This window comes from Pseudomonas sp. GW456-12-1-14-TSB6 (assembly GCF_059424205.1).
Window position 1 is genome coordinate 22,609 of record NZ_JBWKZE010000014.1, and the last position, 17,669, is coordinate 40,277.

Annotated in this window: 15 protein-coding genes; 5 read left to right on the forward strand and 10 right to left on the reverse strand. The window is 60.4% G+C overall.

Translation table 11 applies throughout. The features are described from left to right. Positions 1-15 precede the first annotated feature (15 nt). The 10 genes from AC07Y2_RS14950 to AC07Y2_RS14995 all read right to left on the reverse strand — a co-directional run bounded on the left by AC07Y2_RS14950 (position 16) and on the right by AC07Y2_RS14995 (position 10,283). On the reverse strand, positions 16-1,137 hold the full coding sequence (locus AC07Y2_RS14950; protein ID WP_074690772.1) for a muconate cycloisomerase family protein: 1,122 nt from the start codon (positions 1,135-1,137) through the stop codon (positions 16-18). 22 nt (positions 1,138-1,159) lie between these two features. Further along, positions 1,160-1,921 carry a 1,6-dihydroxycyclohexa-2,4-diene-1-carboxylate dehydrogenase gene (locus tag AC07Y2_RS14955; RefSeq protein WP_074690771.1) on the reverse strand — a complete coding sequence of 254 codons (762 nt, stop codon included), beginning with the start codon at positions 1,919-1,921 and terminating at the stop codon, positions 1,160-1,162. 27 nt (positions 1,922-1,948) lie between these two features. Then, positions 1,949-2,956 carry a benzoate 1,2-dioxygenase electron transfer component BenC gene (gene benC / locus AC07Y2_RS14960; RefSeq protein WP_064381965.1) on the reverse strand — a complete coding sequence of 336 codons (1,008 nt, stop codon included), beginning with the start codon at positions 2,954-2,956 and terminating at the stop codon, positions 1,949-1,951. 46 nt (positions 2,957-3,002) lie between these two features. Continuing rightward, complete coding sequence (gene benB / locus AC07Y2_RS14965; protein WP_011333747.1) at positions 3,003-3,491, reverse strand: benzoate 1,2-dioxygenase small subunit; 489 nt, start codon at positions 3,489-3,491, stop codon at positions 3,003-3,005. Continuing rightward, a complete protein-coding gene (gene benA, locus AC07Y2_RS14970) occupies positions 3,491-4,846 on the reverse strand; it encodes a benzoate 1,2-dioxygenase large subunit (protein ID WP_103386239.1) in 1,356 nt (451 codons plus the stop codon). The genes benB and benA overlap by 1 nt, the downstream gene beginning before the upstream one ends. 141 nt (positions 4,847-4,987) lie before the next feature. After that, positions 4,988-5,944 carry an AraC family transcriptional regulator gene (locus AC07Y2_RS14975; RefSeq protein WP_074690769.1) on the reverse strand — a complete coding sequence of 319 codons (957 nt, stop codon included), beginning with the start codon at positions 5,942-5,944 and terminating at the stop codon, positions 4,988-4,990. Between the two features lie 206 nt (positions 5,945-6,150). After that, positions 6,151-6,522 (reverse strand): fe2+ zn2+ uptake regulation protein, encoded by a 372-nt coding sequence (locus AC07Y2_RS14980; protein ID WP_074690768.1) that lies wholly within the window; start codon positions 6,520-6,522, stop codon positions 6,151-6,153. 90 nt (positions 6,523-6,612) lie between these two features. Next, positions 6,613-8,817, reverse strand: a complete 2,205-nt coding sequence (locus AC07Y2_RS14985) for a TonB-dependent receptor (RefSeq protein WP_103386240.1) — start codon at positions 8,815-8,817, stop codon at positions 6,613-6,615. A gap of 161 nt (positions 8,818-8,978) precedes the next feature. Continuing rightward, the gene (locus AC07Y2_RS14990) at positions 8,979-9,380 is read right to left on the reverse strand and encodes a ParB N-terminal domain-containing protein (protein WP_039771147.1); all 402 of its coding nucleotides are present in this window, start codon (positions 9,378-9,380) and stop codon (positions 8,979-8,981) included. Positions 9,381-9,395: 15 nt separating this feature from the next. Beyond that, a complete protein-coding gene (locus tag AC07Y2_RS14995) occupies positions 9,396-10,283 on the reverse strand; it encodes an HpcH/HpaI aldolase/citrate lyase family protein (RefSeq protein ID WP_052266598.1) in 888 nt (295 codons plus the stop codon). A 588-nt stretch (positions 10,284-10,871) separates the two neighbouring features. On the opposite strand from AC07Y2_RS14995, the gene AC07Y2_RS15000 reads away from it, so the two are divergent. Genes AC07Y2_RS15000 through AC07Y2_RS15020 form a run of 5 tightly spaced genes read left to right on the forward strand, consistent with a single transcriptional unit; the run spans position 10,872 to position 17,658 of the window. Further along, positions 10,872-12,266, forward strand: coding sequence for a Y4yA family PLP-dependent enzyme (locus AC07Y2_RS15000; protein WP_103386241.1), 1,395 nt, complete (start codon positions 10,872-10,874; stop codon positions 12,264-12,266). A 14-nt stretch (positions 12,267-12,280) separates the two neighbouring features. After that, the gene (locus AC07Y2_RS15005; RefSeq protein WP_039771145.1) at positions 12,281-13,324 is read left to right on the forward strand and encodes a PLP-dependent cysteine synthase family protein; all 1,044 of its coding nucleotides are present in this window, start codon (positions 12,281-12,283) and stop codon (positions 13,322-13,324) included. A 28-nt stretch (positions 13,325-13,352) separates the two neighbouring features. Then, positions 13,353-14,501, forward strand: a complete 1,149-nt coding sequence (locus AC07Y2_RS15010) for an NAD/NADP-dependent octopine/nopaline dehydrogenase family protein (protein WP_103386242.1) — start codon at positions 13,353-13,355, stop codon at positions 14,499-14,501. A gap of 45 nt (positions 14,502-14,546) precedes the next feature. Further along, positions 14,547-16,400, forward strand: a complete 1,854-nt coding sequence (locus AC07Y2_RS15015) for an IucA/IucC family protein (RefSeq protein ID WP_103386243.1) — start codon at positions 14,547-14,549, stop codon at positions 16,398-16,400. A gap of 13 nt (positions 16,401-16,413) precedes the next feature. Continuing rightward, complete coding sequence (locus tag AC07Y2_RS15020; RefSeq protein ID WP_103386244.1) at positions 16,414-17,658, forward strand: MFS transporter; 1,245 nt, start codon at positions 16,414-16,416, stop codon at positions 17,656-17,658. Positions 17,659-17,669 lie beyond the last annotated feature (11 nt).

Consider the following 17,669-nt stretch of genomic DNA (forward strand, 5'->3'; position numbering starts at 1 on the left):
GTTCTCCTTAAGGAATCAGTGCCGGCGAAAACGCGCCAGACGCTCTTCATCCAGCGTCAGGCCCAGGCCCGGGGTGCGTGGAATGTGCAGGTGAAAGTCGCGGTACTGCGGGCGCTCGGTGACGATGTCTTCGGTCAGCAACAACGGGCCGAACAGCTCGGTGTCCCAGGTCAGTTGCCTGAGCGTGAGGAACGCATGGGCCGAAGCCAGCGTGCCGACGGAGCCTTCGAGCATGGTGCCGCCGTACAAAGCGATGCCGGCAGCTTCGGCGATTTGCGCGGTGCGCAACACGGCGCGCGGGCCGCCGTTCTTGGCGATCTTCAGGGCGAAGACGCTGGCGGCTCCGTCGGCGGCGAGGCTGAACGCATCCTCGACGCTTTCAATGGATTCGTCGGCCATGATCGGCGCCGGGCTGCGCTGGTTCAGGCGAATCTGCCCCGAACGATTGACCCGCGAGATCGGCTGCTCGATCAGATCGATACCGTTGTCGCCGAGCACCTGGCAGCCACGAATCGCCTGGGATTCGTCCCAATACTGGTTGACGTCGACCCGTACGCTGGCGCGCTCACCCAGGGCTTTTTTGATCGCCACCACGTGTTTCAGATCCTGCTCCAACGGGTTGGCGCCGATCTTCAATTTGAAGATCCGGTGCCGCCGCGCTTCCAGCATTTGTTCGGCCTCGGCGATGTCGCGGGCGGTGTCGCCGCTGGCCAGAGTCCAGGCGACTTCGAGGCTGTCGCGGACCCGGCCACCGAGCAGTTCGCTCACGGGCAGACCGAGACGTTTGCCTTGGGCATCGAGCAAGGCGCTCTCGATGCCGGACTTGGCGAAGGTGTTGCCCTTGGCGATCTTGTCGAGTTTCTGCATCGCGGCGTTGATGTTGTCCGCGTCCATGCCGATCAGCGCCGGCGCCAGGTGCGCGTCGATGTTGGCCTTGATGCTTTCCGGGCTTTCGTAGCCGTAGGCCAGACCGCCAATGGTGGTGGCTTCGCCGATGCCTTCGATACCGTCACTGCAACGCAGGCGCAGGATCACCAGCGTCTGGTTCTGCATCGTGTGCATCGCCAGTTTGTGCGGGCGGATGGTCGGCAGGTCGACGATGACCGCCGACAGGTTTTCAATCAGGATCCGGTTCATTTCAGTGTCCATTCAAGCGTGATCAACCGAGGTCACCGCCACCGACCGGCAGGGTCACACCGGTGATGTAGGAGGCGTCGTCCGAGGCGAGAAACAGAATCGCACCGACCTGTTCGTCAATGGTTCCGTAACGTTTCATCAGGCTGCTATCGAGGGTTTGCGCGACGATTTCCTGATACCAGGCCTGCTCCTGCGCAGACTGTTCGGCGGCGTTGCGCGGAATGCGCCGGGGCGGCGCTTCGGTGCCGCCGGGCGCGGTGGCGTTGACCCGAATCCCGCGCTCAGCATTCTCGAATGCCAGGCAGGCGGTCAGCGCGTTGATCCCGCCCTTCGCCGCGCCATACGGAACGCGGTTCAGGCTGCGGGTCGCAATCGACGACACATTGACGATCGCGCCGCGCCCCTGCTTGAGCATGTACGGCAATGCGGCGTGGCAGCACCACAGCGTCGGGAACAGCGAGCGGCGCACTTCGGCCTCGATCTGCTCGACTTCGTAATGCTCGAACGGCTTGGCCCAGATGGTGCCGCCGACGTTGTTGACCAGCACATCCAGGCGCCCGAACGCATCGACGGATGCCCTCATCACCCGCGCACAATCGGCGTATTGCTCGAGGTCGGCGGTCAGCGACAGCACGCCCTCGCCTTGCAGTTCGTGAACCAGTTCGGAGCGGTCGACAGCAATCACCTGCGCGCCCTCCTCCAGCAAGTGCTCGCACACCCGGCGACCGATGCCCTGCGCCGCGCCGGTGACCAACGCGACCTTGTTGGCGAATCTGTTGCTCATGACAACCTCGCAATTCAGAAAGAAGACTCAGGCCGCCGCGAATTTCTCGTAGTAGAAGTTCGCCGGCGTGATGCCCTGCTCGCGGATGTACTGGCTGACCGCCTCGACCATCGGCGGCGGGCCGCACAGGTACACGTCGACGTCGCCTTCGTTGAGGTGGCGCGGTTCGATGTGTTGGGTGACGTAGCCCTTGAGCGGGTGCTGGCTCTGCGGATTGGCCACGCAGGCGCCGAAGCTGAAATTCGGAATGCGCGCGGCGAAGGCTTCGAGGCGGTCGAGTTCCACCAGATCGAAATCGTTGGTCACGCCGTAGATCAGGTGAACTGGATGCTCGCTGCCCTGCTCGGCGATCTTCTCCAGCATCGCCGTGAAAGGCGCCAGCCCGGTGCCGCCCGCCAACAGCAACAACGGCCGCTTGATCTCGCGCAGGTAAAAACTGCCCAGCGGCCCGGCCAGATTCAGGCTGTCGCCGGCCTTGGCCAGCCCGGTGAGGAAGCTGCTCATCAGGCCGCCGGGGACATTGCGGATCAGGAAACTGACCTCGCCGTTCTTCTGCAACGAGCTGAAGGAATAGGCGCGGGATTGCTCGCTGCCCGGCACTTGCAGGTTGACGTACTGACCGGGCAGGAACGCCAGTTTGCTCAGGGATTCGCCCTTGAGCGACAGCGCGATGGTGCTTTCGGAAAGCTGCCGGACATCGCTGATCGACGCCTGATAACTCGCCTGCTCGGTCTTGCACACCTGCGAGCCGACCGGCACTCGCACCACGCAATCGCTTTCGGCGCGCATCTGGCAGGTCAGCACATAACCCTGGGCCAGTTCGTCTTCACTCAGGGCGTCTTCGATGAAGTTGTCGCCCATGGCGTAGCGCCCGGCCTCGGCGAAACATTTGCAGGTGCCGCAGGCGCCGTCGCGGCAGTCCAGCGGGATGTTGATGCCTTGGCGATACGCCGCGTCGGCAACGGTTTCGTGGCCCGAGGCCTCGATGAAACGGGTGACCCCGTCTTCGAAATTCAGTGCGATCTGGAAACTCATGGTGCACCTCGCTCACAGCGTCGAGCCCGGCTCGCCGCCGTCTCGATCAGATGTGATAGATGTCGATGACCTGACGGACGTAATCGTTCTTCAGCACGACTTTCTTGGCCTTGATCAGCGGCTGTTCGCCGCGCAGGTCGAGGGTGTAGAAGCTGGTGCCGAAATAACTGTCGGTGACCTGATAGCGAAAGCTCAGGGTGTGCCAGTTAAAGCGCACCTGACATTGCCCTTCGCCTTGCTCGACGATCTCGATGTTGCTGAGGTTGTGCGAGGTGCGAGTGTCGGGGATGGTCGCGCTGGAGCGCTCGGTCTTGATCCGGAACACCCGGTCTTCGAGGCCGCCACGGTTGCCATACCAGATCAACGAGATTTCGCTTTGCGGGTCTTCGGTCAGGGTGTCGTGGTCGTCCCAGGCCGGCATCCAGAAACTGGCGTCGGCGGCGTAGAGTTCCAGCCACTGATCCCATTGGCCGTCGTCGAGGTAGCGTGCTTCGCGGTAGAGGAAGTCGCGCACGGTGTCGTAGAGGTTGCTCATCACACAGCCTCCACAGGGATCAGGTTTTTATCGCTGGCGGCGGCCTTGAGCATGGTTTCCTGCCAGTACTTGTGTTGCAGCACGAACAGGCCTTCGTCCTCGGTGCGCATGCCGGACAGCAAGGGCTTGAGGTCGATTTCCTCGGCCGCCGCGTCCGCGCCTTCGACCCAATGGGTCGCGCCACGGGACATGTCGTTCCAGCCGCGTCCGGCGCCGTAACCGGTCTGGCACGAGCGGAATTCTTCCAGATCATCCGGGGTGGCCATGCCGCTGACGTTGAAGAAGTCTTCGTATTGGCGAATGCGCTTGGCCCGGGCCTCCGCGCTTTCGCCTTTGGGGGCGATGCAGTAGATGGTGATCTCGGTCTTGTTGACGGAGATCGGCCGGGCGATGCGGATCTGCGAGCTGAACTGATCCATCAGATAGACGTTGGGGTACAGGCACAGGTTGCGCGAGTTCTCGATCATCCAGTCGGCGCGGGCCTGGCCGAAGTCCCGGGCCAGTTCATCACGACGCTCGTAGGCCGGGCGATCCTCGGGGTTGGCCCAGCGGGTCCAGAGCAGCAGATGGCCGTGGTCGAACGAGTAGAAACCGCCGCCCTTCTTCGCCCAGCTGCCGGCGCTCATGGTCTTGATCTCTTCGCCGGCGTCGCGCTGCTGACGCTGGTTCTGGGTGGCGGCGTAGTTCCAGTGCACGGAGCTGACGTGATAGCCGTCGGCACCATTTTCGGCGGTGAGTTTCCAGTTGCCTTCATAGATGTAGGAGCTGGAACCGCGCAGCACTTCCAGACCTTCAGGGGACTGATCGACGATCATGTCGATGATCTTGGCCGACTCGCCCAGATGCTCGACGAGGGTTTTCACATCGGCATTCAGGCTGCCGAACAGAAAGCCGCGATAGGACTCGAAACGCGCGACTTTGGTGAGGTCGTGGGAGCCTTCGCAGTTGAAGCCTTCGGGGTAGCCGGCTTCGCTCGGATCCTTGACCTTGAGCAGTTTGCCGCTGTTGTTGAACGTCCAGCCGTGGAACGGGCAGGTATAGCTGGAACGGTTGCCGGACTTGTGCCGGCAAAGCATGGCGCCGCGATGGCTGCACGCATTGAGAAAGGCATTGAGTTCACCGGCCTTGTTGCGGGCGATGAACACGGGTTGGCGACCCATGGTGGTGGTCAGAAAATCGTTGGCGTTGGGGATCTGGCTTTCGTGGGCGAGGTAGATCCAGTTGCCTTCGAAGATGTGCGCCATCTCCAGTTCGAACAGCCGCGGATCGGTGAACATCTCCCGCTTGCAGCGGTAGGCCCCCTTTTCGGGGTCCTCTTCAAGCATGGCATTGAGGTAGTCGATTCCCAGGGACATGGCCGGGGCCTCCATTGTTATTGTTCAGGCCAGGTCAGATTAGGGAGGCAACGCGGGCGGCAATATCCGAATCCTGCAGAGCGCTATCCGTTTTGTGCAGGACGGCGCAGCAGGTGCTTCAGATTGTTTCGAGGCGGGACTTCAGTGGCGGCGCTTGAAGGTCACGGACGGCAATTCGCCGAACTGCTGGCGGTAGCTTTCGGAGAAACGCCCGAGGTGCAGGAAGCCGTAGTCGAGCGCCAGTTCGGTGAGGTTGCGCACCGGGCAGCTCGGGTCGCTGAGACAGGCATGAATGCGTTCCAGCTTGCGCTGGCGGATGTATTGCATCGGGGTCACGCCGAGCTGGCGTTCGAACAGCGCGTACAGGGAGCGCGAGCTCATGTTTGCCTGGGCCGCCAGGTGTTCGGCGGGCAGATCCAGCTTCAGGTTGCGCTCTATATAGTCGAGGATCCGCTCGAAACTGACGCTCGGCGAACTCAGGCATTCACGGCTGACGTTGGTGTTCATCAGCGAGATCAGTTTGCTACCGACGATCTGCGCATAATGCTCCTGCACCCGCAGCAACGGGTCGCTGGCTTCAGCTTCCTGGCAGATCATGCCCAGCAGATTGGTAAAGCCTTCCAGTTCGTCGAGCCGGTAATGATTGCGCAGAAACCGGATGCCGCGGGCAGGATGCAGCCAGCGCTGTTCGTCGCACACCGATTCCAGCACGCTGACCGGCACCTTGAGGATGAACTTCTCGCAATCGTCGGAATAAGTCAGGTCCACCGGATCGTCCGGGTTGATCAGCAGCAATTCGCCCGGCACCAGATGATGCTCGCGCTTGTGCCCGCGCCACAGGCAGTTGCCTTGCAGCAGGACTTGCAGGTGATAGACCGTTTCCAGTGCAAGTGAAGTGACGCGAACGCTGCCGCCATAGCTGATGCGGCACAGATCGAGGTCGGCGAGTTTGCGGTGGTTGAGGCTGGCTTGCGGGTGGGTGGTTTTGGACAGGCCGATGAAATGCTGGCCGACGTGCTGGTTCACATAGTCGGAGACGGCATACGGGTCAGCGTGGCGAAACACGCTGCTGCGGTCGCTCAGCAGGCGGCTGTCCATGGGCAAGGCACTCGATCTTGTCGTTATGGTGATGGTCACGGTTTACGCCATCACCGGTCACAGTACGCCGGCGAACAAGATCGGGCAATTGGACGAAGGTTCGGGTGTCCGGTGATCGAACGCTTTCAGCGAATCGGGATTGACGGCCCCCAACGAAAAAACCACCTGCGAACAGGTGGTTTGATCTGGCCGGCACACCCGATCACTCAGCGATCGGCATGCTGCTCCAGCATCGCATAGGCCTCGCCGGTGAAACGGTAGCTTTTGTCGGGCTGAAACACGATGACGCCCTCCTCGCACAAACGCTTGAGCACTTCCCTCACGCTGATGAACTGAATGCCGCTGACAAATGCCTGCAGATACCCATGCACCCCGCGCCCGCCAACGGCGCGTCCTTCCCGTGTGGCAACCAGCAAGGCATCGATCACCTTGATCCGGATCAGACTGGTGCGCAGCCCGTAATAATGCAGCAGCTCACGGATATGCTCGTTGGTGCTGCGCTCGAAATCGAAGGCTCGCTGGACTTTCGGGATCGGCAATGGCGTACCAGAGGAAGTCGATGCCGGGCTGGTTAACATTCGAATACTCCTTTTCCTTGAAGGCTCTGTGATCAACCGCTGTGCGTAGCTCTATATATAAGAAGGCGCACCCGACAGTGGGCCCCCGGATCAGAAGTCGACGGTCGCCGACAACTGCAACGTGCGTGGATAGCCCGGGGAGAAAGCGCCATAGGACGCCACACCCGACCAGTACTCGCGATCAAACACGTTCTGCACCGTGGCGCGGAATGTCGTTGGCCGACCTTCGATCTTGGTGGCGTAGCGAGCGCCGGCGTCGATGCGGGTCCAGGAAGGCAGTTCCTGGGTGTTGGCCTGATTGACGTATTGGCTGTCGGTGTAGATCGCGCCGCCGGTCAGAGTGAAACCTTCGACCCACGGTGTGTCCCACTCGGCCCAGAGGTTGGCCTGGACATCCGGCACGCCCACCGGTTTGTTGCCACGGTTGGCGGCGGTGGCCGAATCCGTCAGTTCGCCATCGAGCAAGGTCACGCCGCCCATCAGGCGGGTGCCCGGCGCCACTTCACCGAACATGCTCAGCTCGACACCACGGTTGCGTTGTTCGGCCTGCACCGAGAACACGTTGCCGGCGCCGATTTCGCCGCTCGGCTTCTCGATCTGGAACAGCGCCAGAGTGGTCATGAACGTGCCGTGTTCGTACTTGACGCCGATTTCGTGCTGCTTGGATTTGTAGGGTGCGAAGGTTTCACCGGAGTTCGCCGCCGTGCCCGGAGCGATATCACCTTTGCTCAGGCCTTCGACGTAGTTGTAGTACAGCGAAACGTCTTCCCACGGTTTGACCACCACGCCTGCCAACGGCGTCGTCGCGTTGTCGTCGTAACGGGAGCTGACCGCACCCGAAGCGTTGTAGTTACGCGATTCGATGTCCTGACGGCGCACGCCGAGGGTCAACTGGATCCGGTCATCGAGAAAGCCCAGGGTGTCGGTCAACGCGATGCCGGACAGTTCCGATTCGGAAATGCGCAGCACTTTCGGCGAGTTGATGTACTGCTTGGGCACGTCCACCGGGTGGTAGATGTTCGAGCGGATTTCCGTGCCGTTGTTGATGCCCCGGGACAACTCATCCTGATAACGGGTCGCCATGACCGTGGTCGTGTGGGTGACCGGGCCGGTGGCGAACAGCGCACGCATGCCCACGTCGGCCGTCGAACGGTCGACGTTGAATTTGTAATAGCCGGGGATGTTGCTGGTGTCGCCGGCGTCGTTGAGGATTCGCGGCACCTGGTCGGACATGCGCTTGACGTCGGAGCGGCCACCGCCGGCGTGGGCGAATACCGTCAGATTATCGTTGAGGTCGTACTCGCCGCCGAGCAAGGCCGACTGCTCCCTGGTGTCCGACCAGCCCCAGTCCTGCGGCAGGTTGGTGCGGCCGTTCGGCGCCGATGGAATCTCGACGCCCGGTGCGATGGTGAACGGGCGCGACGCCGCCTCGAAGCTCTCTTTCTGGCTGATGAAATCCAGGTTCAGACGCAAGCGCTCGCCCTGGTAGTCGAGGGCGATTGCACCGATGTTGAGGTCCCTCTCCTGATCATCCACCGCAGTGTCGCCGCCCTGGAGGCTGCCATTGAAACGTACGCCGAACTGGTTTTCGTCACCGAAACGCCGACTGATGTCCAGGTGCCCGCCCACTTGCGAGTCCGACGCGTAACTGCCGGTGAAGCGGGTCAGGTCTTCGGCCAGCGGCCGTTTGGGTACGATGTTGATCACGCCGCCAACGCCACTGTTGGGCGAAATCCCGTACATCAGCGCGCCCGGACCCTTGAGCACTTCGACGCGCTCGGCGTATTCGGTGAACACGCGATAGTTGGGCGCAACGCCGTACACACCGTCATAGGCCAGCTCGCCGAGGTTGCCCTCGCCTATCGCAAATCCCCGGATGAAAAACGAATCGACGATCCCACCGGTCTGCCCGGTCGAGCGCACCGATGGGTCGCGTTCCAGTGCGTCAGCCACGGTGACCGTTTGCAGATCCGCGAGGGTTTTGGCGGTGTAGCTGGTCACGCTGAACGGTGTGTCCATCACGTCTTTGTTGCCCATCATCCCCAGCCTTGCACCTCGGGCGACCTGCCCGCCGGCGAGAACTTCCGGCAATGCGGTTGCGCCGTTGTAACGGGCGTTGACGTTGGTGGTGTCCAGCGTCAGCCCTTCGGTGGCGGCGGCGTCCTGTTGCTCGGGTTGCTTGGGGTCGGCTGCCCAGGCAGTGGCGCTTCCTGCGGCCAGGATAGAACTCAGCATCGCGGTGCGAATGGCCAGTGTGAGGGCGCGTTCACTGCAGGGTCGGCGTGCAACAGACATGACGATTGGGTCCTTCTCGAATGGCTGAAAATGGTAATGACTCCTATTTGCCAGTCGACAATCGAAAAAGTATCAGCGTGGCCGAATATTTTTTTTGCGCGGATCGCCCGCAGGGGAAAACGCCGGAGGATGGGGCAGTGAAACCCACCCTCCGACGCCGATCAGTCATACAGGCAGTGCAGCGGGATGGAGACCACCGGCAGCGCGGGGTCGAACGCGTGGCGGGTGGTCTTGTACGGGAACAATTCGCCACGCTCGATGGTGGTGAAAATCTGCGCCACTTCGAACGCTTGTCCGGTTTGCCAGTGGCGCACACAAACCCGTGGGTCGGCGTAGTCGAGCTGGATGCACGGCACCCGTTTTAACCCCAGTGCCCGCGCTGCGTTGAACCGGTGGTTGCCGTCCATCACGATGCCCCGGGAACGCTCGACGATGATCGGTTCCAGCCAATGCCCGGCCTGGATGATCGCCTCGCGCAGACGTTGCACGTTGAGCGGATCGACCTGCTCGGATTGCCGCACGTCGCACAGCGCACGCAAGGCAATCTGGTAACCATGTCCCATGCTTCACCCCCGGTTTCAGCAGGCATCCGCGTTGGCGACCAGCGCGTACTGGCTGGCCATGTCCCGCAGGCGCTGGGCCTGTTCGATGAGCGGCAGATCGACCATTTCGCCGTCGACCTGCACCGCGTGACTGCCCCCGGCCACCGCGTTCAGGACCCGATCCGCCCACGCCAGTTGGCGGGCGTTGGGCAGGAAGGCTTTCTGCACCGTAGTGATTTGCGAAGGATGGATACACAGCTTGGCGCCGAACCCCAGTGACCGGGCGTAACGCGAGTCGCGCTCGACCACCGCCATGTCGCTGATGGCCGGGGTCACGCCATCGATCGGCGCCGGTAACCCGGCCACCCGCGAAGCCAGCACGATGCGATTGCGGGCGAACAGAAACGCTTCGGGAATCTGGCTGCAATCGATGTCCAGGGAAAAATCCAGCGAACCGAATGCCAGCCGCGCCAACCCGGGAATCGCCGCAATCGCCTCGACCTGATGCAAGCCCTTGGCGGTCTCGATGATGGCGACGATCTGCAGCTCGGGGTTCCATTCCAGCAGTCGCCCGACGACATGGGACAGGCTCTCCGGGCATTCGGCCTTGGGCAGGAAAATCCCCGCGCAGCGCTCGGGGTAGCGCATATCGCCCAGCCACGTCATGTCCTGGCGAAACAGCGAACTGCCGACGCTGTTCAGCCGGATGTAACGCCGGCAGGCGGTTTCAGGCGTGCTCTGTTGCCAGGCCCAGATCGACGCCCGGGCCACGGCTTTGCTGTTCGGATGAACGGCATCTTCGAGGTCGAGAATGATCGCGTCCGGCCCGGCGTCGACCGCTTTGGAAAAACGCTCCGGGCGGTTGCCGGGAACGAACAGGTAGCTGATGGGAAGCGTAGCGTTGGTGCTGTGACGAACAGTCATCGGGACTCTCCTGAGCGTGCTTCAGTCGTGGGTTTTCAAAAAAAATTCGAACACCTGTTACAGGGGAAAAACCGGGTTGATTTCAGGCGCATTGAATCAATCGTCAACACCTTGAATAACAAGGCGTTAAGAGAATTTTTAATCAATACGCGAGCGCTTACTTGAGCAGGCGAACAAACGGCTTCGCACTCCCTTGTTGTGTGTGTTCATTCAAAAATATTTGAAAACCTTACTTGATAATCGTTCCCGTTCGCAATATTGTTCGAGCCGCTGACAGGGTCGAGACTCAAATCAAGACCTGCGATTTTGTTCACCGAAAGTTCGGCGCAATGATGTCATTTACATGTCAGGCAATGGCACTTCAAAAGCGACAAGGCCATATTTTATTGGCCTTCTCCTTGCCTGTCTGAGCCTTAAGGAGTGGGGTTCTCATGAAACAGATTTGTGAAAATTTTATGAAAGAACATGCCCCTTGTTTAATTCCAGAGCGGATCTGTCATCCGCCTCCACCTTTTTAAACATTCGTATCTGACGAGCAGCAAGAACACGCAACATACATATGGCGATTATTTACGCCAGAGGTTTCCTATGCCTGAATTAATTGCGCCGCCCGTTAAACACACAACTGAAGCTCATTACACAAAAGTGCTGAAACCGTTACTTGATCCTGTTATCGAAAACTTTCTTCAACATTCACCTGGAAAACTTGTTGAGCTTGTTAAACAACACGGATCGCCGCTGAATCTCGTGTGGCCACATGCCTTTGAGGCCAATGCCCAGGCGCTGCAATCGGTGCTGAAAAAGCATGACGTCGACTACGCGATTTTCTACGGCGCCAAAGCCAACAAGTCCCAGTGCCTGCTGGCTGCGGCTGCGTCTTCGGGCATCGGCACTGACGTATCGAGCCTGTTTGAGTTGCAAGCTGCACTGCGCGCCGGGACCGAAGCGGAACATTTGTGCGCAACCGGGCCGGCCAAAACCAACGCGTTTCATCAAGCGCTGGTGCAAGGCGGTTCGCTGATTTGTGTGGATTCCCGAGAGGAATTCAGCGAGCTAACAGCGTTGCTCGACACCTCGCCGCCACCGGCAAAAGCCCGAGTCCTGCTGCGTTACAGGCCAACAAATTGCTCGTCGAGCCGCTTCGGAATGGGCGCCGATGACGTGTTTCAGTGCTTGCAATGGCTGACGGAACATCGGGAGTCGTTGCACTTCGAAGGTTTCCATTTCCACCTCGGCGGATACGGCTACGAAACCCGAGTACAGGCCTTCCGTGAAGTGACCGGGTTCTTCGATGCCGCCAGGGAAATGGGCCTCGACCCGGTCATGATTGACATCGGTGGTGGCCTGCCGATGCGCTATGTCGACCCACGGCAGTACGACAGTTTTTTGCAGAACGACAACAACCCTGGTCATTATCAGAACCGTCGAGTACCCCACTCTTATTACCCTTATGGCAGCGGTCTGACGGCTTGCCAGTGGTTGGACTTATTCCTAACGTCGGAGCATTCCCCGGAAAAAACCATTGCCAGTTACTTGAAGAGTCAGAATATAAAACTGGCACTGGAGCCCGGCCGAAGTCTGGTGGATCAAGCGGCGATCACCGTCTTTCGCGTAACGCGCACCAAACAATTGGCCGACAACAAAGTTGTGATATTCGCCGAAGGCAGCAGTTTCAGCGCGTGCGAAACCTGGTTTTCATCTGAATACCTTGTCGATCCAATCCTGATCACTTCGAAAGAATCGAGACAAGTTCCGATGCAAGCCTACATCGCCGGACATAGTTGCCTGGATGATGACGTGATTACTCATCGATTGATCAACTTCGAAACAACACCGCAAACCGGCGATTTATTGATCTACGCCAATACCGCCGGTTATCAGATGGACTTGCTGGAAAACGAATTTCATCGCCACCCGTTGCCACGGCGACTGACGGCGACTTGTTGTACGGAAGGTAACTACGCATTCACACCTGACTATTAAGGGAAGACGTCCAGATGATACTGAATAAAGTTTCGGATCTTATTGGCAATACACCAATGTTGGGCATTGATGTTCCGGATACCAACGCTCGACTTTTGCTCAAGATAGAGAAGAACAACCCCGGCGGCAGCATTAAAGACCGTATGGCGCGCAACATGGTCTTGGCGGCGCTCAAGTCCGGAAAGTTGAAACCCGGTGGCGTGGTCGTGGAATCGTCCTCCGGCAATACCGGCATCGGCCTGGCAATGGCAGCCGTGGAGTTCGACCTGCATTTCATTGCGGTGGTCGATCACCATGCGGCGCAGGACAAGATCGCGGTGATGAAGGCACTGGGCGCCGAGATCCGCTTCGTCGCCGGCACGTACCGGGAAGACGAAGTGGCCGTGGTCGAGCGTCAACGGTTGGCCGCCGAACTCGCCTCGCAGATCCCCGGCGCGGTGTTCATGAACCAGTCCGACAACGCGGCCAATGCCGGCGGCTACAGCGACTTCGTCCGTGAAACCATCGCCCAGGCCGGTGGCCACATCGGCGCGTACGTTGGCTGCGTCGGCACTGGCGGTTCGATGACCGGCATCGCCCGCGGCCTGAAACTGCACAACCCGGACATCGTTACCGTCGCCGTCGAACCGGCCGGTTCCATCGTCTTCGGCCATCCCGGCTATCCGTACTACCAGTCGGGGACCGGCACCCCGGCCGGCGACACCGTTGGCCTGGTGCTCGACTACAGCTGCATCGACCTGGGCTTGCAGGTCACCGATTCTCAGGCCTTCGAAACCGCCCGCTACATCGCACGCAATCTGGCCCTGCTGGTCGGCGGTTCGACCGGCGGAGCGATCTTCAAGGCGCTGGAGCTGATTCACAAAGGCACGCTGACCGGCAACGTTGTGGTGCCGATTGCCGACGGTGGCGAGAAGTACCTGCACACCGTATTCGACGACAAATGGCTGGAAGAACGCGACCTGCTGGACCCGGACGTCGCCCCGCAACTGGACCGCTGGCTGGGCAAGACCCGCTGGCTGGAATCCGACGCCACTCCCCTGCAATTGAGCGTCGCCTGACGCGTCTCCCACACAGGAAAGTCTCTGTATGAAACCGCTGAAAGTCGCCATCTGCGGCGCAGGCCGGACCGGGCATCTGAATGCCATTCTGTTTAAACAGCTGCCCAATGTTCAGGTTTCGATGCTCACCAACAATCAAGAGGTGGTCGACCGGCACCTCGCCAACCAGCCGATGCAGGCGCTGATGCCGGACGGCTCGACGCTGAGCGCGCGACCGGACCGGGTCAGCACCGACGCCGGCGTCGTGGTTGCCGACGCCGACATCGTGATCATCACGGTGCCGGCTCACGCACGGCCGCAAGCCTTGCAAGCCATCGCGCCGCATTTGAGTTCGAGCAAACCGGTTTATGTCGGCGCGATCCCGGGTTTCTGCGGTTTTGACTGGCTGGCGGAAGCTTCGCTGGGCGAACGCTCCAATGTGGTGATCTGGGGCATGAAGGATGTGCCGCACACCGCGTTCGATCTGAAGCCTGGGGTGTCGGTCAAGATGGGCGGCGGCAAGAGCCAGTTGTATGTCGCGCTGCACGACCGCGAATCAGCGCAATCACGGCAGCACCTGGAAAAAATCCTCACCACGCTTTATGGCCCCTGTGTGACGATGCTCGACCACTACCTGGAAATCACCCTGACACCAGGCAACCCGATCATGCACAGCTCGGTGATCTACGGTTTGATCGGTCCTTACGGCCAATGGCATCGCAAGATCTTCCCGCAACGAATGTGCTGGTGGACCGAATGCCCCGAGCTGGGCGCCTATTTTCTGGAGCGCATGGATCAGGAAAGTCAGGAACTGTGCAGCGCGATCAGCCAGCGCATGGGCATCGACCTGTCATCGGTCAAATCCCTCAAGCAGGAAATCATCGAGGCCTATGGCGAGCAGATCCGCGATCAGAGCAGCATGCTGTCGATCCTGCGCACCAACCAGGCCTACAACGACATCCTCGCGCCAATGATTCCGGCCGACGACAACCGCGCCGGCTACGTGATCGAGCGCGAAAGCCGCGCCTTCAACGAAGACGTTGCCTACGGCCTCGTGCTGCTGGTGGAAATGGCCCGGCGCTTCGAACTGAAAGTCCCCTACATCGAAGAAGTCCTGCAATGGAGCGTTTCCTACATGCAGGGCCTGCGCGACTCGGCGCTCGACTACTTCCCCAGCCAATGGCCGCGCACCGCGTGAGCGGGTTCAACTTTTCATTAACTTCTCGACGAGCAGATAGCTGATATGGATGACTTCAAGACACTCATCGCCTACTCCCGCAAGAACGCCCTGCGACGGATGATCCGTTGCCTGTTTGCCGAAAACATTCTGGATCGCGCGGGCTTGCGCTTCTCTGAGGCCGGTAATGAGGCCACGTACGCGCTGAAAGACGGTCGTGCCCATGTGTTCTTTTCCAACATCGCCAAGGGCCCGGCCGATACCGTAGTCAATGACGGCGACGTGATCCTGATGACCGATGAAGGCGTACGCCAGGTGATCTACACCCATCATGACCTGCTGGATGTGCTGCGCGACAGCTTCGATTTCGAACCCACTGATGAAGGCATCGCCGGGCTCAAGTCGGACATGGAAAACAGCCTGATGAACGACGCCCACGCGCGTCAGCATCGCCAGCAATGGAACGCTCGACTGGCCGCCGCCGCCCGGGAACAGGGCCTCGACAGCCTGACCGATTACCTGCGCCAGCACGCAAGCACCAAGGACGCCGCGATCCTTCTCGACCAGTGGGGCTCGCTGGAAGGTCACCCCTACTATCCGACCTGGAAAGCGCGACCGGGCCTCAGCGATGAGGAAGTCGAGCAACTGTCACCGGAGTTCAACGCCCAGGTGCCGCTGCGCATTGCCGCGCTGCGGGCCGACATGGCGAAAAGCGAAAGCATGCCTCACGTCAGCGATTACCACAGCTGGTTCGCCAGTAACTTCCCAACGCAATGGGCGCAATGGAAGGCGTCGCTCAACGACAAGGGCCTGGACGAATCCCAGTGGTTGCCGCTACCGATTCACTCATGGCATTTGCAGGCTTACGTGCTGAAAAACTTTGCGGCGGAAATTGCAGAAGGCATTCTCATCACCGACGGTCCGGACATCCAGACCCTGCCGACCATGTCCTACCGCACGATGATGCCGGTGCTCAATGAGAGCGCGCCGCTGATCAAGTTGCCGATTGCCGTGTGGATGACCAGCGAGCTGCGCAGCCTGCAAGCCAAGTCGATTCACATGGGGCCACGCATCAGCACCGTCATCACGAAGATCCTCGAGGTCGAAAACGGTTTCGAGCAACGCCTGGAAATCTTCCCGGAGGAGATCGGCTTGCGTTACAAGCACGCGATCACTCAGGACGACCATCCCGGCCGGCATCTGTCGGTGGTGTTCCGTGCCAGCCAGCAAGCGTTCGAGCGTAACGACGATTGTCTGCCGATCACCGTGGCTTCTCTGTTCACTCGCTTGCCGGGCAACGGTCGACCACTGTTCACCGAGCTGATCGAGCGCGACGGCGTTCGGGCCAATGCCGCTCAGGTGGAAGACTGGTTCCGTCAGTACGCCAAAGTGGTCACTCATCCGGTAGTGGCGATCTACCTGATGTACGGGATCGGGCTCGAAGCGCACCAGCAGAACACGATGGTGCTGTTTTCCCCGGATGGCAAAGCACGTAGTCTGCTGATCCGCGATTTCGGCGATGGCAGGACCTACGCGCCATTATTGGAGGGACGCGGCTACACCCTGCAACCGCATGTGCAGCCGGGCATTCTGCCAACGGTGTTCGAGGGCGATATCGAGCCGGTGCGCATGTTCGTGCTCGACGCAGCCTTCCTCACGCACCTGCATGAAATGGCCCTGTGGCTGACCAAGGAGTACGCGCTGGACAACAACCGGATGTGGGGCATTCTGCGTGAAGAAACCGAGCAGGCGTTCGCAGCGGTGCGCGAGCGTGTTGCGCCGGATCTATGGGAAGTCGAACGCAAGGCCTTCCTCAATGATCCATGGCCGACCCGTTCGTTGCTGCGCATGCACATGATGCAGTATTCCAACTACCGGATTCAGCACACGCTGACCAACCCGCTCAATGTCGTTCAATAACCGAGGCTGACTCATGACCCAAGCAGGTGCCATCGCGGGTTCGCGCGTAAGAGTCCTGATTTATCTTCTGTTCGCGATCCAGCTCATTTCGATGGGCGCGATGGAAATGAGCGGGCCGTTCTGGCCTGTCCACCTGCGCGGGCTGACCTCCTCAGACTCGCTTTTCAGCTTCGCCAGCATCGCCGTGTACGTCGGGCCGATGCTGGGCATTATTCTGACCAGTGCATTCTGGGGCCGTATCGGCGACCGCTACGGCCACAAGTTGATGATGATCCGCGCCCTCGCCGGCCTGTCATTGACCCAGCTTGGGCTGGCCCTGTGCAGTGACATCTGGGTGATCCTGATCCTGCGCTTCCTGCAAGGCGCCTTCGCCGGCTACATCGCCCCGGCCCAGGCGTACGGCGTGAGCATTGAAGCACCTTCGCGGCGGGCACGGCTGTTCGCGATCCTGCAGATCTCCACCAACGTCGGCTCGTTGCTCGGCGCAGTGGTCGGCGGACTGATCCTCGATTACGCGACATTCTTCTGGATCAACATGATCGCCGCTGTGCTATGCGCCATCTGCACCGTGGTCGCAGCCGTGACGTTGCCGGATGTACCGCCAGTGAAGAAAGCGCCGGTCGCTGATAAAGCGGCTCCTGCCAGCCATAACACCAGCGTCTGGCAAGGCACGCCCCTGCTGTCGCTGCTGGGTGTCATGGGCATCCTGCTGCTGGCGCGGATGCTGCCGCAGACGTCGTTCTCGCTGTACGTCAGCTCGGTGTTCGAGGTCAGCAACTCGGTGGTCGGGCTGTGCTATGGCTTGCTGGCGCTGGGTTTCATTCTGTCGGCAACCGCGTGGTCGCGTTACTTCGAGCACCGTTCCCGGCAGGACACCTTGCAACGCATTACTTATGTCGTGATCGGCTGCATCGCGCTGACGGCACTCGCCGGCGTCACGCGTAATCCGATCGTATTCGTCGGCACCTACTTCATCTGGGGCGTATTGCTCGGCGCCACGACGCCGGTGCTGATGGCGCTGATCTCCAAGACCGCCGACAGCTCGCGCCAGGGCTATGTGCTGGGCATTGCCCAAAGCACTGCGCAATTCGCGTCCATCGCCGGCATTTCGGCCGGTGGGTTACTCAGCCAGATCTATGGTTTGCAGTACACCTACCTGTTTGTCTGCCTCGCCTACATGCTCGCGCTGATGCCCATCGTTGCCTTGCGCTACCGGCCGATGGTCATGCAACCGAGCCAGATGCCGCCGGGCGACTGACCAAGGAGTTT

Excerpts from the sequence above, each read along its gene's own strand:
- AC07Y2_RS14975 (WP_074690769.1), bottom strand. The coding sequence starts at position 5,944 with ATGGACAGCCGCCTGCTGAGCGACCGCAGCAGCGTGTTTCGCCACGCT.
- AC07Y2_RS14950 (WP_074690772.1), bottom strand. The coding sequence starts at position 1,137 with ATGAACCGGATCCTGATTGAAAACCTGTCGGCGGTCATCGTCGACCTG.
- AC07Y2_RS14980 (WP_074690768.1), bottom strand. The coding sequence starts at position 6,522 with ATGTTAACCAGCCCGGCATCGACTTCCTCTGGTACGCCATTGCCGATC.
- AC07Y2_RS15020 (WP_103386244.1), top strand. The coding sequence starts at position 16,414 with ATGACCCAAGCAGGTGCCATCGCGGGTTCGCGCGTAAGAGTCCTGATT.
- AC07Y2_RS14985 (WP_103386240.1), bottom strand. The coding sequence starts at position 8,817 with ATGTCTGTTGCACGCCGACCCTGCAGTGAACGCGCCCTCACACTGGCC.
- AC07Y2_RS15010 (WP_103386242.1), top strand. The coding sequence starts at position 13,353 with ATGAAACCGCTGAAAGTCGCCATCTGCGGCGCAGGCCGGACCGGGCAT.
- benC (WP_064381965.1), bottom strand. The coding sequence starts at position 2,956 with ATGAGTTTCCAGATCGCACTGAATTTCGAAGACGGGGTCACCCGTTTC.
- AC07Y2_RS15005 (WP_039771145.1), top strand. The coding sequence starts at position 12,281 with ATGATACTGAATAAAGTTTCGGATCTTATTGGCAATACACCAATGTTG.
- AC07Y2_RS14955 (WP_074690771.1), bottom strand. The coding sequence starts at position 1,921 with ATGAGCAACAGATTCGCCAACAAGGTCGCGTTGGTCACCGGCGCGGCG.
- benA (WP_103386239.1), bottom strand. The coding sequence starts at position 4,846 with ATGTCCCTGGGAATCGACTACCTCAATGCCATGCTTGAAGAGGACCCC.
- AC07Y2_RS15000 (WP_103386241.1), top strand. The coding sequence starts at position 10,872 with ATGCCTGAATTAATTGCGCCGCCCGTTAAACACACAACTGAAGCTCAT.
- AC07Y2_RS14995 (WP_052266598.1), bottom strand. The coding sequence starts at position 10,283 with ATGACTGTTCGTCACAGCACCAACGCTACGCTTCCCATCAGCTACCTG.
- benB (WP_011333747.1), bottom strand. The coding sequence starts at position 3,491 with ATGAGCAACCTCTACGACACCGTGCGCGACTTCCTCTACCGCGAAGCA.
- AC07Y2_RS15015 (WP_103386243.1), top strand. The coding sequence starts at position 14,547 with ATGGATGACTTCAAGACACTCATCGCCTACTCCCGCAAGAACGCCCTG.
- AC07Y2_RS14990 (WP_039771147.1), bottom strand. The coding sequence starts at position 9,380 with ATGGGACATGGTTACCAGATTGCCTTGCGTGCGCTGTGCGACGTGCGG.